The following is a 14,691-nucleotide window of genomic DNA, read 5'->3' on the forward strand; positions in this document are numbered from 1 at the left end:
GGGATTGTCAGCGTGGACTTCATTCGAGACGAAACCCAGGAGGCCGTGGCCCAGGTCGCGGCCGGACTGCTGGCCCGCGACCTCGACGACGACGCCCTCTGGGCCGCGTTCGCCGACGCCGACCTGCTGACCCTCGCACTGCCGGAACGCCTCGGCGGTGAAGGGCTCTCGGTCACCGACGTCGGTGCGCTGCTCACCGAGGTCGGGCGGAAGGCGGCGCGGGTCCCGGCCCTCGCAACGCTCGGATTCGGTGTGCTGCCCATCGTCGCGCTGGGCGACGACGCCCAACAGGACGCACTGCTCACCGGTCTCGCCGACGGCCGCACGTTCACCGCGGCGCTCGCTGAACCCGGGGCGCAGTTCCCGGCACGGCCCTCGGTGACCGCGGTCGCGGACGGGGACGGCTACTCCGTCACCGGGCGCGTGCTCGCGGTTCCGTTCGCTGAGCGGGCACATCGGATTCTCGTGCCCACGGACACCGGGGTGGTGCTGGTGGATCCGGGCGCGGACGGCGTCACGCTCACGCCGACACCCTCGGCGTCGGGGAGCCCCGAATTCGCGATCACGTTCGACGGCGCGCGGGGTGAACTGCTCGCCGCCGGCACCGACGCGGTGCAGACGCTGTACCGCATCGCCCTGGCGTCGATCGGGGCGGTCGCGGACGGACTGCTTTCGGGCGCAACGGTTCTCGCAGGGGAGCACCTCGCGACACGCCACCAGTTCGGTAAGCCGCTCGCCACGTTCCAGGCCGTGTCGCAGCAGATCGCCGACGTCTACGTCACGTCCCGCACGCTCCACGTGTCGGCGCTCGCGGCGTCGTGGCGGGTGTCCGAAGGCCTGGACGCCCAGGACGATCTGGACGTGATGGCGTACTGGATCGCCGCCGAAGTGCCTGCCGCCATGCAGGTTCTGCACCACTTGCACGGCGGGATCGGCGTCGACGTCACGTACCCGCTGCACCGTTATTACTCGACCGCCAAAGACCTGGCCCGCCTCGTGGGCGGCGCCTCGTACCGACTCGACCTCGTGGGGGCCCGGTGTTCATCGATCTGACCGACGAGCAGCGTGAGCTGCAAGCGGAACTCCGGCGCTACTTCTCCGGGCTGATCTCGCCGGCCGAGGCCGAGGTGATGCGCACGGAGCGCCATGGCAGCACCTACCGCGAGGTCATCCGCCGGATGGGCAAGGACGGCTGGCTCGGGGTGGGCTGGCCGGTGGAGTTCGGAGGCCGCGGTTTCGGCGAGATCGAGCAGCAGATCTTCGTCAACGAGGCGACCCGCGCCGACGTGCCGCTGCCCGCGGTCACGTTGCAGACGGTGGGTCCGACGCTGCAGAAGTACGGGACCGAGGAGCAGAAGCGCAAATTCCTTCCCGCGATCCTGGCCGGCGAGGTGCACTTCGCGATCGGCTACACCGAACCGGAAGCGGGCACCGACCTCGCGGCGCTGCGGACCACAGCCGTGCGCGTGGGTGACGAGTACGTCGTCAACGGGCAGAAGATCTTCACCACCGGCGGTCACGACGCCGACTACCTGTGGCTCGCCGTCCGCACGGGTTCGGCGGATTCGCGTCACCGCGGCATCTCCATCCTGATCATGGACACCAAGGACCCGGGCTACAGCTGGACGCCGATCATCACGTGCGACGGTGCACATCACGTGAACGCCACCTACTACTCCGACGTCCGGGTTCCCGCGGACATGCTGGTCGGTGAGGAGAATCAGGGCTGGCGACTGATCACCACCCAGCTCAACCACGAACGCGTCATGCTCGGACCGGCCGGCCGGGTGGGCGGTCTCTACGACCGCATCCGCAACTGGGCCGTCGCGCACGACCTGCTCGACGAGCCGGACGTGCGGCGCGCGCTCGGCGAGATCCACGCGACGTTCCGCCTCAACGAACTACTCAACTGGCAGGTGGCGTCGAGTGAGGCGGACGCCGTCGACATCGCCGACGCGTCCGCGACGAAAGTGTTCGCCACCGAACGTATTCAGCGCATCGGCAGGCTCGTCGAGGAGATCGTCGGACGCTACGGCGACCCGTCCGAGCCGGAGACCGCCGACCTCATGAGGTGGCTCGACATGCAGGTGAAGCGCAACCTCGTCATCACCTTCGGTGGCGGTGTCAACGAGGTGATGCGTGAGCTGATCGCGACAGCCGGTCTGAAACTTCCCCGAGTCCCGCGATAGGAGCGCCGCGCGAAATGAGTTCCGAACAGATTCTCGCTGCCGCGGACGAGGTCCGGTCGGCGGGCCCGAGCGCTCCTCGCCTCGGGCGTGACCCGATCAATCTGCCGATGATCCGCAACTGGGTGGAGGCGATCGGCGACCGGAATCCGATCTACGTCGACGAGGCGGCGGCGCGGGCAGCGGGACACGACGGCATCGTGGCCCCGCCCGCGATGGCGCAGGTGTGGACGATGCAGGGGCTGAACGCCGTTCGGCAACCCGACGACCCGCTCGGCCGCATGACGACGATCCTCGACGAGGCCGGGTTCACGTCCGTCGTCGCCACCAACTGCGATCAGATCTACCACCGCTACCTGAGGGTCGGTGAGGAGGTCACCATCACCACGACCCTCGAGGATCTCGTGGGTCCGAAGAAGACGGGCCTCGGTGAGGGGTGGTTCTTCACCACCCGCAGCCTGTGGCGGGTCGCCGGCGACGACGGCACCGGCGAGGTCGTCGCCGAGATGCTGTTCCGCATCCTGAAGTTCGCGCCCAAACCCGCTGAACCGGCGTCACAGTCGGCGAACGGCCAGGGTGCATCTTTCGACGATCTGGACCCCACCAAGCTGATGCGGCCCAGCGCCTCACAGGACACCCAGTTCTTCTGGGACGGGGTGGCCGCGCACGAGTTGCGGATCCAGCAGCGTGAGGACGGATCGCTGCAGCACCCACCGGTGCCCGCGCTGTGGAAGGACAAGACGGAGACGACGGACTACGTCGTCGCGTCGGGTCGCGGCACCGTGTTCAGTTACGTGGTCCACCACGCGCCGAAGGTGCCGGGACGCTCGCTGCCGTTCGTGGTGGCGCTGGTCGAACTGGAGGAAGGCGTCCGCATGCTCGGTGAGCTGCGCGGCGTCGACCCCGCCGAGGTGACGGTCGGGATGCCGGTGGAGGCGATCTACCTCGACTTCCCGGGCGACGACGAGACGGGCGGCACGCCGTGGACCCTGTACGCGTGGCAGCGCGGAGCGAAGGAGCAGTCATGACGTCCACACTCGATGTCGCGGTGGGAACGACGCTTCCGGAATTGACCGTGACCGGCGACCCGACGTTCGTCGTCTCGGCCGCATTGGCGACACGCGACTTCCAGGACGTCCACCACGACCGCGACCTGGCGCAGCAACGCGGGTCGAAGGACATCTTCGTCAACATCCTCACCGACACGGGTCTGGTGCAGCGGTTCGTCACCGACTGGGCGGGGCCGAACGCGGTGATCAAGTCGATCGCGTTGCGCCTCGGCGTTCCGTGGTACGCGTACGACACCCTCACCCTGAGCGGCACGGTGGCGGCGATGGACGACGGCGTCGTCACGCTGGACGTCGTCGGGAAGAACGGTCTCGGCGACCACATCACGTCGAAGGTGACCCTCGTCCTGGACGGACGCACGAACGGAGCGGGTGCATGAGCGGGCTGTCGGGCAAGGCTGCCATCGCCGGTATCGGCGCCACGGACTTCTCGAAGAATTCGGGCCGCAGCGAATTGCGGCTGGCGGCAGAGGCGGTCACGGCGGCGCTCGACGACGCCGGGCTGACCCCCGCGGACGTCGACGGCCTGACATCCTTCACGATGGACACCAACACCGAAGCGGCCGTGGCCCGTTCGGTCGGGATTCCGGACCTGAAGTTCTTCAGCCGCATCCACTACGGCGGCGGTGCGGCGTGCGCGACCGTGCAGCAGGCGGCGATGGCCGTGGCCACCGGCGTCGCCGACGTGGTGGTGGCGTACCGGGCGTTCAACGAGCGGTCGGGAATGCGGTTCGGGCAGGTGAACTCCGGTCTGGTGCAGCAGGTGAACTCGTCGGGTACCGACAACGCGTTCTCCTACCCGCACGGCCTGTCGACGCCGGCGGCGTTCGTCGCGATGGTCGCCCAGCGGTACATGCACGAATACGGCGCCACGAGCGAGGATTTCGGACGGGTCGCGGTCACCGACCGCAAGCACGCCGCCACCAATCCGAACGCCTTCTTCTACGGCAAGCCGATCACCCTCGAGGACCACCAGAACTCCCGATTCATCGCCGAGCCCCTGCACCTGCTCGACTGCTGCCAGGAGTCCGACGGCGGCATCGCGATCGTGGTCACGTCACCGGAGCGGGCGAAGGATCTGAAGCAGAAGCCGGCCGTGATCGCCGCGGCGGCCCAGGGGAGCGRCAGCGACCAGTACATCATGACCAGCTACTACCGCCCGGAGCTCGCGGGACTGCCCGAGATGGAGTTGGTCGGCAGGCAGCTGTGGGATCAGGCCGGGCTCGGACCGCAGGACATGGATCTGGCCGTCCTCTACGACCACTTCACCCCATACGTATTGATGCAGCTCGAAGAACTCGGCTTCTGCGGCCGCGGCGAGGCCAAGGACTTCATCGCCGACGGTGCCATCGACCTCGACGGCAGTCTGCCGCTCAACACCCACGGAGGCCAGCTCGGCGAGGCCTACATCCACGGGATGAACGGCATCGCCGAGGGTGTGCGTCAGATCCGCGGCACGTCCGTGAATCAGGTCTCCGGCGTGCAGAACGTCCTCGTCACCGCCGGGACCGGTGTGCCTACGTCAGGGTTGGTGCTGACGGCCTGAGTCCGGCCCGAGTCTGTCTGCGCGCAATGTGTTTCGCGACATACCCGGCATCCCTGCCCACCCCGCCGGTGAGCATCGAGGCGAACGCCTGCAGGAACGGCAGCCCCACGAAATACAGTCCCGGATGGTCCGGCGACACTCCGCGGGACTGCTCGGGCCACCCGTCCGATCCGGTGACGGGGATCTGGATCCACGACGTGTCCTTGCGGAACCCGGTGCACCAGATGACGTTGCGGACGTCGAGTGCGGTGCCGTCGTCGAGGACCGGTCTGCCGTCGTGGACACCGGTGACCTTCGCGGGGAAGTGCTCCACACGAGCGGCGGCCAGGTCGGCCCGTTTGACCCGCAGGAGTGGTCCGCCACCCGAACGGACGTGGGTGCGCATCTTCCGGCCGACGGGTGTGCGTTCCGTCAGAACGTGATTGGCCATGAACCACATGATCGGGATCGCGATGTGGGCGAGGCGCCCCTCGAGGTCGAACGGCACCTCCCCGCGGACGGGCCCGCAGATCGTGGTGCGATGCGAACGGGAGACTTCCAGCGCGATGTCCGCGCCGGAGTGGCTGCACCCGACCACCAGCACCGGCCCGTCCTGCAGTTGGGAGGGATTGCGGTAGTCGCTCGAATGCAGTTGCCGGATCCGGGGGTCGAGACGCTCGGCGAGATCCGGGAGGACCGGGGACTGCCACGTTCCGGAGGCGACGACGACGTTGTCGGCCTCGAATCGGTCCGTCCCGGCCGTGACGACGTATCGGTCGCCGGCACGGGACAGGCCGTCGACGGTGGTGCCGGTCCGGATCGGCAGTGCGAATCGCTGCGCGTACGCCTCGAAGTAGTCGGCGACCTCGTCCTTCCCGGGCCAGGACCAAGCCGGGGCGGGAATTCCCCAGCCTGGCAGGCCGTCGTACCGGGCGGGACTGTAGAGCCGGAGCGAGTCGAATCGCTCCCGCCACACGTCCCCGACGCGGTCGTGGGCGTCGAGGATCACGAATCGCTGCCCGCATCGTGTGAGGTGGTATCCGGTGGCGAGGCCGGCCTGTCCGGCGCCGATCACGATAGTGTCGAAGTGTTCTGTGGACATCGTCTGTCTTCTTCCCTCGGGTGATCGGTGGTCGTGCTCAACGCTATGACCGGGCCGATCTCGGCGCGTCGGGAGAATGGCGCAGATACGTACGACCGTATGGGTACTTTCATGCAGACGGGCCGACGAGGCGATGCTCGTAGGCATAGGCCGTGGCCGCGGACCGCGACGAGATCCCCAGCTTGAGGAAGATGTTGCTCAGGTGCCGCGCGACCGTCTTCTCGCTGAGGAACAGTTCCGTCGCCACCGCCCGGTTGCTCTTGCCTGCCGCCACGAGGCGGAGCACGCACACTTCACGCGGAGTCAGGGGAGTGCTGACCGTCGGGTCGGGGCGGAACTCCGCCCGCAGTCGCTCGAGGTCCGGGACCGCACCCAGTTGCCGGTAGGTGGCGGACGCGAGGTCGTGCTCCATCTGCGCGGTGTCGTCGTCACCCAGGTCGCGGCACACCAGCGCGACCGACTCCCGGACTCGCGCACACTCGTACGGCGCGCCGATGTCCTGCCAGCGCCGCCACGCGTCGCGCAGAACGGTCAGCGCGTCGCTACCCCGTCCTTCGGCGTGCAGCACCGACCCCGACGCCTGAGCGGACAGAGCACACAGGTAGGGTATCGCGAATCGTGTTGCGATCGAGTCGAGTTCGTCGGCTGCGGTGCGAGCCGCCGGGACGTCGCCGGCGGCGAGCAGGATGTCCACGCAGGCGGGCAGCAGCCGGGCGCGTTCCACCGCGCCGGTGGACTCGTCCACCGCGCAGCGGATCGAGGCGACCGCGCTGCCGACCCGCCCCTGCGCCATCCGCAGCAGCGCGAGTCCGGGCTGCGGCCGCCTGCCCCAGCGGTTCGCCTCCAGAAACAACTTCTCGGCCTGGGCGACCTCGCCGCGCAGGCGGTGGAGGTCGGCCATCACGTAGGCGGCGGACCCGGCCGCGGCATGCGAGGCGAGCCGCTCGTGCGCCCGCCGCGCCGAATCCATCGCCGTGGGCCACTCGCCCTGCAGTTGCAGGATCTCGGCGCGGTGGACGAGGCACTGACCGCGGTAGGGGACGAGGTCGGGTTGCGAAGAGCACCACTCCTCCAGCGCCACAGTCCATTCCCGGGACCGGCGGAGATCGCACATGTTCTGGCACTGCTCGATCACGGCGCAGTACACGATCCCCGCCACCACCGGGGACACCTCGTCGGACGTCACCCCGACCATCGCCTCGTCGAACGCCGACACCGCGTCGGCCACCTCCCCCAGCAGGACGAGCGAATGGCCGGTGCCCAGCACCCCGAGCGTCGTCAGATCCGGGTCGGCGAACCGGGTGCCTGCCTCCGTGATCGCACGGAAGATGTCGTGGGCGGCCTTGCCGTCACCGGCGTCGATCCGTTGCAGTCCCTGCGGCACCAGCAGGTAGCCCCGCTCGGCGCAATCGACGCCCGCGGTGTCCAGCAGTCGCTGGGCCTTGCTCAGCCAGCCGCCACCGCGCGCCTGCTCGCCCCGCATGATCAGGACGAACGAGAGCCAGAACGCGCACCGCGCGGAGCGCACCGGCCGACCCGCGCGGGCCCACTCGTGCACCGCCCGTTCCCACCATTCGGTGCTGGCGTCGTCGTCACCGAGCAGGTAGGCGGCGGTGGCGACCAGTTCGAGGTCATCACCGGACAGCGGGTCCTGCCGGTCGGCGCCCGACAGTCGGGCGTAGGTGTCGCGCCAGTCTCGTCGTTCGAAGGCCGCACGGCCCGTCCGGAGTTCCGACGCCGCGTCGGACATCACTGTCTCCTGCCGAAGATCTGCGCGCTGACCTGCTCGGATTTCAGACTACCGCCGCACCGGGCCCGCCGGGAACGTCGAATATTCCCTGCAACCTGTCGGTGCCTCGAGTCACACTGGTTCCACACGCCAACGGATGGGAACTTCTGATGGTCGATGCGATAACGGCAGAGGGTCTGGTCAAGAAGTACGGCAAGGTCACGGCACTGGACGGGGTCGACCTCGCGGTCCCGTCGGGAACGGTGATGGCGCTGCTCGGCCCGAACGGCGCCGGCAAGACGACCGCGGTCCGGGTCTTCACCACCCTTCTCGTCCCGGATGCCGGCCGGGCGGAGGTGGCCGGTCTCGACGTCGTCCACGACGCGCGGGTGCTCCGGTCCCGGATCGGGGCGTCGGGTCAGTACGCCGCCGTCGACGAGTACCTCACCGGGTTCGAGAACCTCGAGATGGTCGGGCGGCTCTACCACCTCGGGGGCAAACGCAGTAAGGCGCGCGCCCGTGAACTGCTCGAACAGTTCGATCTGGTCGAGGCGGGAGATCGTCCCGTGAAGGGCTACTCGGGTGGCATGCGTCGTCGGCTCGACCTCGCGGGAGCGCTCGTCGCCGAGCCGGAAGTGTTGTTCCTGGACGAACCGACCACCGGGCTCGACCCCCGCGCCCGGCTGGCGCTGTGGGACGTCATCGACAATCTGGTAGCCAGGGGCACCACGCTTCTCCTGACCACCCAGTACATGGAAGAAGCCGAGCGCCTCGCCGACCAGATCGCCGTCATCGACCACGGTTCGGTCATCGCCCGCGGAACCGCCGACGAATTGAAGGACCGCGTGGGCGGTGAGCGCATCGAGTTGAGCGTCCGGGAGGGCATCGAACTCTCCGTCGTGCGCGACGAACTGGCCCCGCTCGCCGCCGGGGACATCCTGGTGGAGGAGAACGTCCGCCGGGTCACGGTGCCGGTGACCGGCGGTGCGGACGCCCTCGTCGAGGCGCTGGGCCGACTCTCCAATCGAGGAGTGAAGGTATTCGACGTCGGTCKGCGCAGACCGACCCTGGACGACGTCTTCCTCACCCTGACCGGACACGAAGCCGAAGAGGAGCACGTCTCATGAGCGCCCCACAGACCGCGTCCGTGCACACCGCGCTCGCGGACGGGCTCACGATCGCCAAGCGCAACATGATCAAGATCAAGCGCGTCCCCGACCTCATCGTGTTCACCACGTTGTCGCCGATCATGTTCGTGCTGCTGTTCGCGTACGTGTTCGGTAGTGCTATCCAGGTTCCCGGGATGTCCTACCGGGAGTTCCTGATCGCTGGGATATTCACGCAAACAGTCATCTTCGGGGCCACGTGGACGGGTCTCGGGATGGTCGAGGATCTGCAGAAGGGGATCATCGACCGGTTCCGGTCGCTGCCGATGGCCCCGTCCGCCGTCCTCCTCGGCCGCACCTCCACCGACGTCCTGATCAACATCGTCAGCCTCATCGTGATGTCACTGACGGGTCTCATCATCGGGTGGCGCATCCACTCGAGTCTCGGCGAAGCGCTGCTCGGCTACCTGCTCCTGCTGTTGTTCGCCTACGCGCTGTCGTGGGTGATGGCGGTGGTCGGCCTGTGGATCCGGACACCGGAGGTGTTCAACAACGCCAGCTTCATCGTCATCTTTCCGCTCTCGTTCATCGCGAACACGTTCGTCGAGACCACCAACCTGCCCGGTCCGCTGAAGGTGATCGCGGAATGGAATCCGGTGTCCGCGGTGACGCAGGCCGTGCGGGAACTGTTCGGAAACACCAACCCGGACATGACCGTTCCCGACGCGTGGCCGTTGCAGCACCCGATCATCGCCTCACTGGCATGGTCGGCGGTGCTGCTGGTGATCTTCGTGCCGTTCGCGATCCGGCGCTACAAGAAGGCCGTCAGCCGCTGAGGGCGACGGTCACCGCCCCGCGACAGGGATCACCCCCAACTGCTGGAGCATGGCGAGGACGTCCTTGTCCGACCACTTCTCCGCAATCCGCCCATTTTCGATGCGGTGGATGACGGTGGCGGTCATTTCCATGCGGTTCCCCGTCGCGGGAATTCCGGGCAGATCACCCGTCTGCGTTCCGGCACACAGCAGCCGGGTGACGACCTTGTCGCCCTCGGCCACCTGATCCTCGATCAGGTGCGTCCCCGGTGTGGCCTCCCAGAACAACCGGAACACCTGTTTCAGTCCCTCGCGCCCCGGTGCTTCGAGGCCGGGAAACGGCGGCGGTGAATGGTCGAGGTAATTCTCGTCGACGAGTTCGTCCAGTGCGTCGATGTTGCCTGCGTCGATCTCGGTGTAGAAACGCCGGATCAATTCCTTGTTCGTTTCCAGTGACATGACTCCATTGTCTGCCGATCACGTCGCGGCGTATACCCACCTCCGCCGGGCCAACGGGACGCCCGTTGCGTCGGATCGAACGAGCGTCCCGTTCGTCCAGAGGGCTAGGGGAGTTCGCGCGGCGAATCGACGTCGCGTCCCGACCCCAGGTCGGAGCAGTCGACCGTGTCGGCGCCGTGTGCCCCGAGGTACGTGCGTGCACCGGAGTCGCCGGTGAGGCTGCGCCGCAACGGGAGCCAGTGGTCCCGGCCGATCAGCACGGGGTGGCCCGGACGGCCGGAGTAGTGAGCCTGACGCAGCGACGCTCGGGCGTCGCCGGGCGGCACCGACGCCACCCGCCGGATTGCGTCGGCGCCGAGGTCGGGGAGGTCGACGAGGGTGATGACGACGGCATCGACGTCGTCGAACGTTGCCGCGACCTCCAGCCCCCGGCGCAGGGAGGCGGACAGCCCCGACTGCCAGTCCTCCGCGATCCCGACGGTGACGGGGACACCGCCCGGCAGTAGGTCCTCGGCCTCCTCGGCGCGGGCACCGAGCACCACGGCGGTGGGCTCACATCCCGCCTCCGACAGCACTCGCACTCCGCGCGCGAGCCACGGTTCTCCGTCCGCGCCGACGACGAGAGCCTTGGGCATGCCCATGCGCGAACCGGCCCCGGCGGCGAGCAGCACGCCCCCGATCGTCATCGTGGTCTCACTGGTCCGCGCTGCATGCGTTCAACATACTTTTCCTCGGCGAAGTTCGCGTCGACGCGCTGGTAGAGGTAGTCCTCGGCGGTGATGCCGGGGTACTTGCCCGCCGGCCCGGCGATGACGACGTCGCGGTCGATCCATGCTTCGCTCCCACGTCGCGAACTGCACCGTAGACTGGCCGGTGGCCTCGACACGCCAACAGTCGGAACGGACGGACACATGGTGGATCCGAACAGAGTCGGCGAACCTTCCCGGCAGGAGTTCGCGCAGCAGTGGGGCGGCTCCGGCAGCGTCGTCGACCTCGACGGTCCCGTCCACTGGGTCGAATACGGTGCCGACACCGGATCTCCTCCCGTGGTGATGGTTCACGGACTCGGCGGCTCGCATCTCAACTGGGTCCGGATCGCACCGGTCCTCGCGGAGCGCACCCGGGTGCTGACCGTGGATCTCCCCGGCTTCGGGCTCAGTCCGTCCGGGCGCCGCCGGACGGGGGTGGGCGCCAATGCGAAGGTGCTGCATCGCTTCCTCCGTGACGTCGTCGGCGGTCCCGTGATCCTGATGGGCAACTCGATGGGCGGCATGATCTCGCTGTTCGAGACGGCGGCGCACCCCGAGATGGTCTCGGCGCTGGTTCTCGTCGATCCCGCACTGCCTGTTGCGCAACGGATCCCGGACCCACGGATCGCCGCGCAGTTCGCGATGTACTTCACGCCGTTCGTGGGGGAGCGGTTCCTGCAGTACTCGAGCAGGAAGTTGACGGACCGGCAGTTGGTCCAGCGGATGATCGACCTGTGCTTCGCCGAGCCGAGCCGGGCGTCGGAAGATTCCCTCGACGCCGCAGCGGCTCTCGCGGGATACCGGCGCGGGCTGCCGTCCGAGGATGCGGCGTTCCTTCAGGCCAGCCGGTCCCTCATGCGGGTCCTGGCTCGCCCGCGCCGATACCTCGACACCATGCGGTCGATCGCACAACCCGTTCTCCTGCTCCACGGCGACCGCGACCGACTGGTCCCGGTCGCGGCGGCCCGCAAGGTGGCAACGGCAAACCCGCGGTGGGACAGCGTGATTCTCGGAAACGTGGGGCACACCCCGCAGCTCGAGGTTCCCGACACGATGCTCGACCACGTGCTCACGTGGGTGGACCGGCACGGACTGATCGACGCCTAGGTTTCGGCCGATCCGCGGGACCCGGCGATCGACTGTGCGAGCGCGCGGAACAGGTGGGTGAGTTCGGGTCTCGTCGCCGTTCCGCTCCGGACGACCCCGCACACCGGGATGCGCAGTCGGTCGTGCGCCTCGCGCAGGAAGCTCAGCCCGCGGCGGGGAGTCGCATCGGCGGTGTCCGCGTACAGCACCGTCCACGACCGCGGCGTCGTCAGTACGTCGAGGGTCGCGGTGTGGTCGCTGGGGATCGACGGTCCGAGCATGACCCGCTGCCCGACCTGCCGGAACGCGTCCTCGACCACGGTGTGGATCAGGATCTGACTGCTGCGTGGCGGTAGCAGCAGGGGGTACGGTGCCAGTTCGCTCAGGTCGACGGTCGAGACCCCCGCCAGCGGGTGTTTGCTCGACGTGACGATCACCAGGTCTTCGAGCCCGAATTCCACGGTTTCGAGCCCCGGCCGGTCGACGCCGCCGCGGATGAGTGCGAGATCGGCGTCCCCCGACGCGACGGCGGTCATCCGGTCGGTGAAGTCCTTGATGACGAATTCGATGTCGAGCTGTGGGAAGTCTTCGCGGACAGCCGATATCGCCTCGAGGCTCTGGGTTGCGAAGCTCATGCTCGCGCTGATGCGGAGCCGGTTGCGGGGATCGAGTCCCACCGACAGCGCGCGGGCCTCGAGGCCCATCATCTCGGCCGCGATGGGCATCAGCCGTTCGCCGGCCGCGGTCAACCGCGTGGCGCGCGTCGACCGCTCCAGGAGGGTGGTGCCCAACTCGTGTTCGAGCTTCGCGATCTGGTGGCTGATCGCGGACTGGGAGATGAAGCAGCGTTGCGCCGCGCGCGAGAAACTGCCCTCCTCGCCGACCGCGAGGAAGTAGCGAAGCTGTCGGAACTCCATGACCTGAGGTTACGTCCTTCCGTGAAGACTTATGAGCAATCGAGATAACACAATTTCGATTTCCCCAGCTTACTGGCGATTAACAATGGTCGATCCCTAATGTGGAGCTCATACGCGGCGCTAAGTAGACGCCAGAAGCAGTAGGAGGTTTTCGGTGGATCGCACACAGGTCGTCATCGTGGGATCGGGATTCGGCGCCCTCGCGGCGGCGAAGAAGCTCGGCAAGGCAGGCACGCCTTTCGTGCTGATTTCCGAGACCACCGAGCATCTGTTCCAGCCCCTTCTGTACCAGGTCGCCACCGGTGTCATCTCGCCCGGCGAGATCGCCCCGTCCATCCGCGCGATCCTCGCGAAGTACCCCAGCGGTGACGTCCGGCTCGGCCGCGTCGTCGACGTCGACCCGGACAAGAAAGAGGTCGTCTACGAGGCCGGCGGGGTGAGCCACACGATCGGTTACGACAGCCTGATCGCCGCGACCGGCGCCCGGCAGGCCTACTTCGGCCACGACGAGTTCGCCGAGGTCACGTACGCGCTCAAGACCGTCGCCGACGCCGACCGGCTGCGCAGGCAGATCGTCCGCTGCTTCGAGGAGGCGCACACTACCTCGGACCCGGAGCGTCGCCGCGACCTGCTGCACTTCATCGTGATCGGTGCCGGTCCGACCGGTGTCGAACTGGCAGGTCAGATCAAGGAACTGGCGGGCCGCTACTTCGAGAAGTCGCTCCGCGACATCACGTCCGAAGACGTCACCGTCACCCTCGTCGAGGGTGCGGGGGAGACGCTGCCCGTGTTCGGCGGCAAGCTCAGCAAGTACACGCAGGACTCGCTGGAGAAGGCGGGTGTCGAGGTGGTGCTGGGCACGATGGTGACCGACATCGACGAACACGGTGCCACCCTGTCGTCGCCGAGCACCGGCTTCGAGAAGCGCCTCACGGCGGACACGATCATCTGGTCGGCGGGCATCCAGGCCAACGACTTCGCAGCGGTGCTCGCGGACCGGACCGGCTGCGAGACCGGCCGCGGAGGCCGTCTGCTGGTCGACGAGGACCTCACGGTGGGTCGCTACGACGACATCTACGCGATCGGCGACATGGCGTCGCTGAACAATCTGCCCGCGCAGTCGCCGTTCGCGATGCAGGGTGGACGGCACGTCGCGGCCATCATCACCGGGAAACGCGCCCTCGGAACGCCGTTCACGTACCGCGACAAGGGCAGCATGGCGATCATCAACCGGTTCCGTGCGATCACCCGCGTCGGCAAGGTCGAGCTGACCGGTGTGCTCGCCTGGTTCCTGTGGCTCGCCGTGCACCTCGTCTACCTGGTCGGATTCCGCAACCGGTACGTCGCGGTGATGTCGTGGTGCGGTTCGTTCCTCGGACACCGCCGCCCGCACTTCCACTACGCCCAGGAAATCGAACCTGCCGAGCTGCGCGACCAGCGAGAGGATGCCGCAGCCTAACCTGGGTCCATGACCGTCACCAGCGCTGGAGTGCTCCTGTATCGCACCGACGATGCGGGGGTGCTCCAGTTGTGGATCGTGCACATGGGTGGCCCGTTCTGGGCGCGTAAGGACGAGGCCGCGTGGTCGATCCCCAAGGGTGAGTACGTCGAGGGCGAAGACCCCTACAAGGCCGCGCTGCGTGAGTTCGAGGAAGAGATCGGCGCGCCGCCGCCGGCCGTCGAGTACGAGCTGCTCGGCGAATTCCGGCAGCCCTCACGCAAGCTGATCACCGTCTACGCGGCCGAGGTGAGCGAGGACGTCACGTTCGTGAAGAGCAACACGTTCGAACTGGAGTGGCCGCCGCGGTCGGGGAAGCGTCAACAGTTCCCCGAGGTCGACGACGCCCGCTGGTTCCCGGCGAGCGTCGCCGAGACGAAGCTGGTCAAGGGGCAGCGTCCGCTAGTAAGAGCGCTGCGCGAGCACCTCGCCCCGTGAGTACTTATTAACCG

General features: G+C 67.9%; 15 protein-coding genes. 10 read left to right on the forward strand and 5 right to left on the reverse strand.

Annotated features, from left to right (window positions below; translation table 11 throughout):
* Positions 1–12: 12 nt before the first annotated feature.
* From AC1D1G_RS10295 to AC1D1G_RS10315, 5 genes are read left to right on the forward strand one after another with little or no spacing between them, the layout of a single operon-like run.
* Positions 13–1,053, forward strand: coding sequence for an acyl-CoA dehydrogenase family protein (locus AC1D1G_RS10295; RefSeq protein ID WP_283334923.1), 1,041 nt, complete (start codon positions 13–15; stop codon positions 1,051–1,053).
* Entirely contained in the window at positions 1,038–2,189 is a 1,152-nt protein-coding gene (locus AC1D1G_RS10300; protein WP_280779066.1) for an acyl-CoA dehydrogenase family protein, read from the forward strand. The genes AC1D1G_RS10295 and AC1D1G_RS10300 overlap by 16 nt, the downstream gene beginning before the upstream one ends.
* Positions 2,190–2,203: 14 nt before the next feature.
* The gene (locus AC1D1G_RS10305) at positions 2,204–3,214 is read left to right on the forward strand and encodes a bifunctional MaoC family dehydratase N-terminal/OB-fold nucleic acid binding domain-containing protein (RefSeq protein WP_477951943.1); all 1,011 of its coding nucleotides are present in this window, start codon (positions 2,204–2,206) and stop codon (positions 3,212–3,214) included.
* Positions 3,211–3,633, forward strand: coding sequence for a MaoC family dehydratase (locus AC1D1G_RS10310; protein ID WP_280779064.1), 423 nt, complete (start codon positions 3,211–3,213; stop codon positions 3,631–3,633). The genes AC1D1G_RS10305 and AC1D1G_RS10310 overlap by 4 nt, the downstream gene beginning before the upstream one ends.
* On the forward strand, positions 3,630–4,799 hold the full coding sequence (locus tag AC1D1G_RS10315) for a lipid-transfer protein (RefSeq protein WP_477951945.1): 1,170 nt from the start codon (positions 3,630–3,632) through the stop codon (positions 4,797–4,799). The genes AC1D1G_RS10310 and AC1D1G_RS10315 overlap by 4 nt, the downstream gene beginning before the upstream one ends.
* On the opposite strand, the gene AC1D1G_RS10320 is transcribed toward AC1D1G_RS10315, so the two are convergent.
* Both AC1D1G_RS10320 and AC1D1G_RS10325 read right to left on the reverse strand, forming a co-directional pair.
* A complete protein-coding gene (locus AC1D1G_RS10320) occupies positions 4,771–5,880 on the reverse strand; it encodes a flavin-containing monooxygenase (RefSeq protein WP_477951946.1) in 1,110 nt (369 codons plus the stop codon). The genes AC1D1G_RS10315 and AC1D1G_RS10320 overlap by 29 nt on opposite strands.
* 109 nt (positions 5,881–5,989) lie before the next feature.
* A complete protein-coding gene (locus AC1D1G_RS10325; RefSeq protein ID WP_317570799.1) occupies positions 5,990–7,630 on the reverse strand; it encodes a helix-turn-helix transcriptional regulator in 1,641 nt (546 codons plus the stop codon).
* Positions 7,631–7,779: 149 nt separating this feature from the next.
* Here AC1D1G_RS10325 and AC1D1G_RS10330 point away from each other — a divergent pair, with 149 nt between their 5' ends.
* Positions 7,780–8,736, forward strand: a complete 957-nt coding sequence (locus AC1D1G_RS10330) for an ATP-binding cassette domain-containing protein (RefSeq protein WP_477951948.1) — start codon at positions 7,780–7,782, stop codon at positions 8,734–8,736.
* Positions 8,733–9,551 carry an ABC transporter permease gene (locus AC1D1G_RS10335; protein ID WP_105420896.1) on the forward strand — a complete coding sequence of 273 codons (819 nt, stop codon included), beginning with the start codon at positions 8,733–8,735 and terminating at the stop codon, positions 9,549–9,551. Before AC1D1G_RS10330 ends, AC1D1G_RS10335 begins: the two co-directional genes overlap by 4 nt.
* Positions 9,552–9,560: 9 nt before the next feature.
* Here AC1D1G_RS10335 and AC1D1G_RS10340 read toward each other — a convergent pair whose 3' ends face one another.
* Both AC1D1G_RS10340 and AC1D1G_RS10345 read right to left on the reverse strand, forming a co-directional pair.
* Positions 9,561–9,989: an ester cyclase gene (locus AC1D1G_RS10340; RefSeq protein WP_477951949.1), complete on the reverse strand. Its 429-nt coding sequence runs from the start codon at positions 9,987–9,989 to the stop codon at positions 9,561–9,563.
* A 104-nt stretch (positions 9,990–10,093) separates the two neighbouring features.
* Positions 10,094–10,675, reverse strand: a complete 582-nt coding sequence (locus AC1D1G_RS10345) for a nucleotidyltransferase family protein (RefSeq protein ID WP_477951951.1) — start codon at positions 10,673–10,675, stop codon at positions 10,094–10,096.
* Positions 10,676–10,900: 225 nt separating this feature from the next.
* Between AC1D1G_RS10345 and AC1D1G_RS10350 the strand changes: the two genes are divergently transcribed.
* The gene (locus AC1D1G_RS10350) at positions 10,901–11,845 is read left to right on the forward strand and encodes an alpha/beta fold hydrolase (RefSeq protein WP_280779057.1); all 945 of its coding nucleotides are present in this window, start codon (positions 10,901–10,903) and stop codon (positions 11,843–11,845) included.
* Here the strand turns inward: AC1D1G_RS10350 and AC1D1G_RS10355 are convergent.
* Positions 11,842–12,741 carry a LysR family transcriptional regulator gene (locus tag AC1D1G_RS10355; protein WP_009477562.1) on the reverse strand — a complete coding sequence of 300 codons (900 nt, stop codon included), beginning with the start codon at positions 12,739–12,741 and terminating at the stop codon, positions 11,842–11,844. The genes AC1D1G_RS10350 and AC1D1G_RS10355 overlap by 4 nt on opposite strands.
* Positions 12,742–12,895: 154 nt before the next feature.
* Here AC1D1G_RS10355 and AC1D1G_RS10360 point away from each other — a divergent pair, with 154 nt between their 5' ends.
* Both AC1D1G_RS10360 and AC1D1G_RS10365 read left to right on the forward strand, forming a co-directional pair.
* Positions 12,896–14,200: an NAD(P)/FAD-dependent oxidoreductase gene (locus tag AC1D1G_RS10360; RefSeq protein ID WP_477951952.1), complete on the forward strand. Its 1,305-nt coding sequence runs from the start codon at positions 12,896–12,898 to the stop codon at positions 14,198–14,200.
* Between the two features lie 9 nt (positions 14,201–14,209).
* The gene (locus AC1D1G_RS10365) at positions 14,210–14,677 is read left to right on the forward strand and encodes an NUDIX hydrolase (protein WP_280779054.1); all 468 of its coding nucleotides are present in this window, start codon (positions 14,210–14,212) and stop codon (positions 14,675–14,677) included.
* Positions 14,678–14,691 lie beyond the last annotated feature (14 nt).

It is taken from the genome of Rhodococcus sp. P3_B8 (assembly GCF_056402775.1).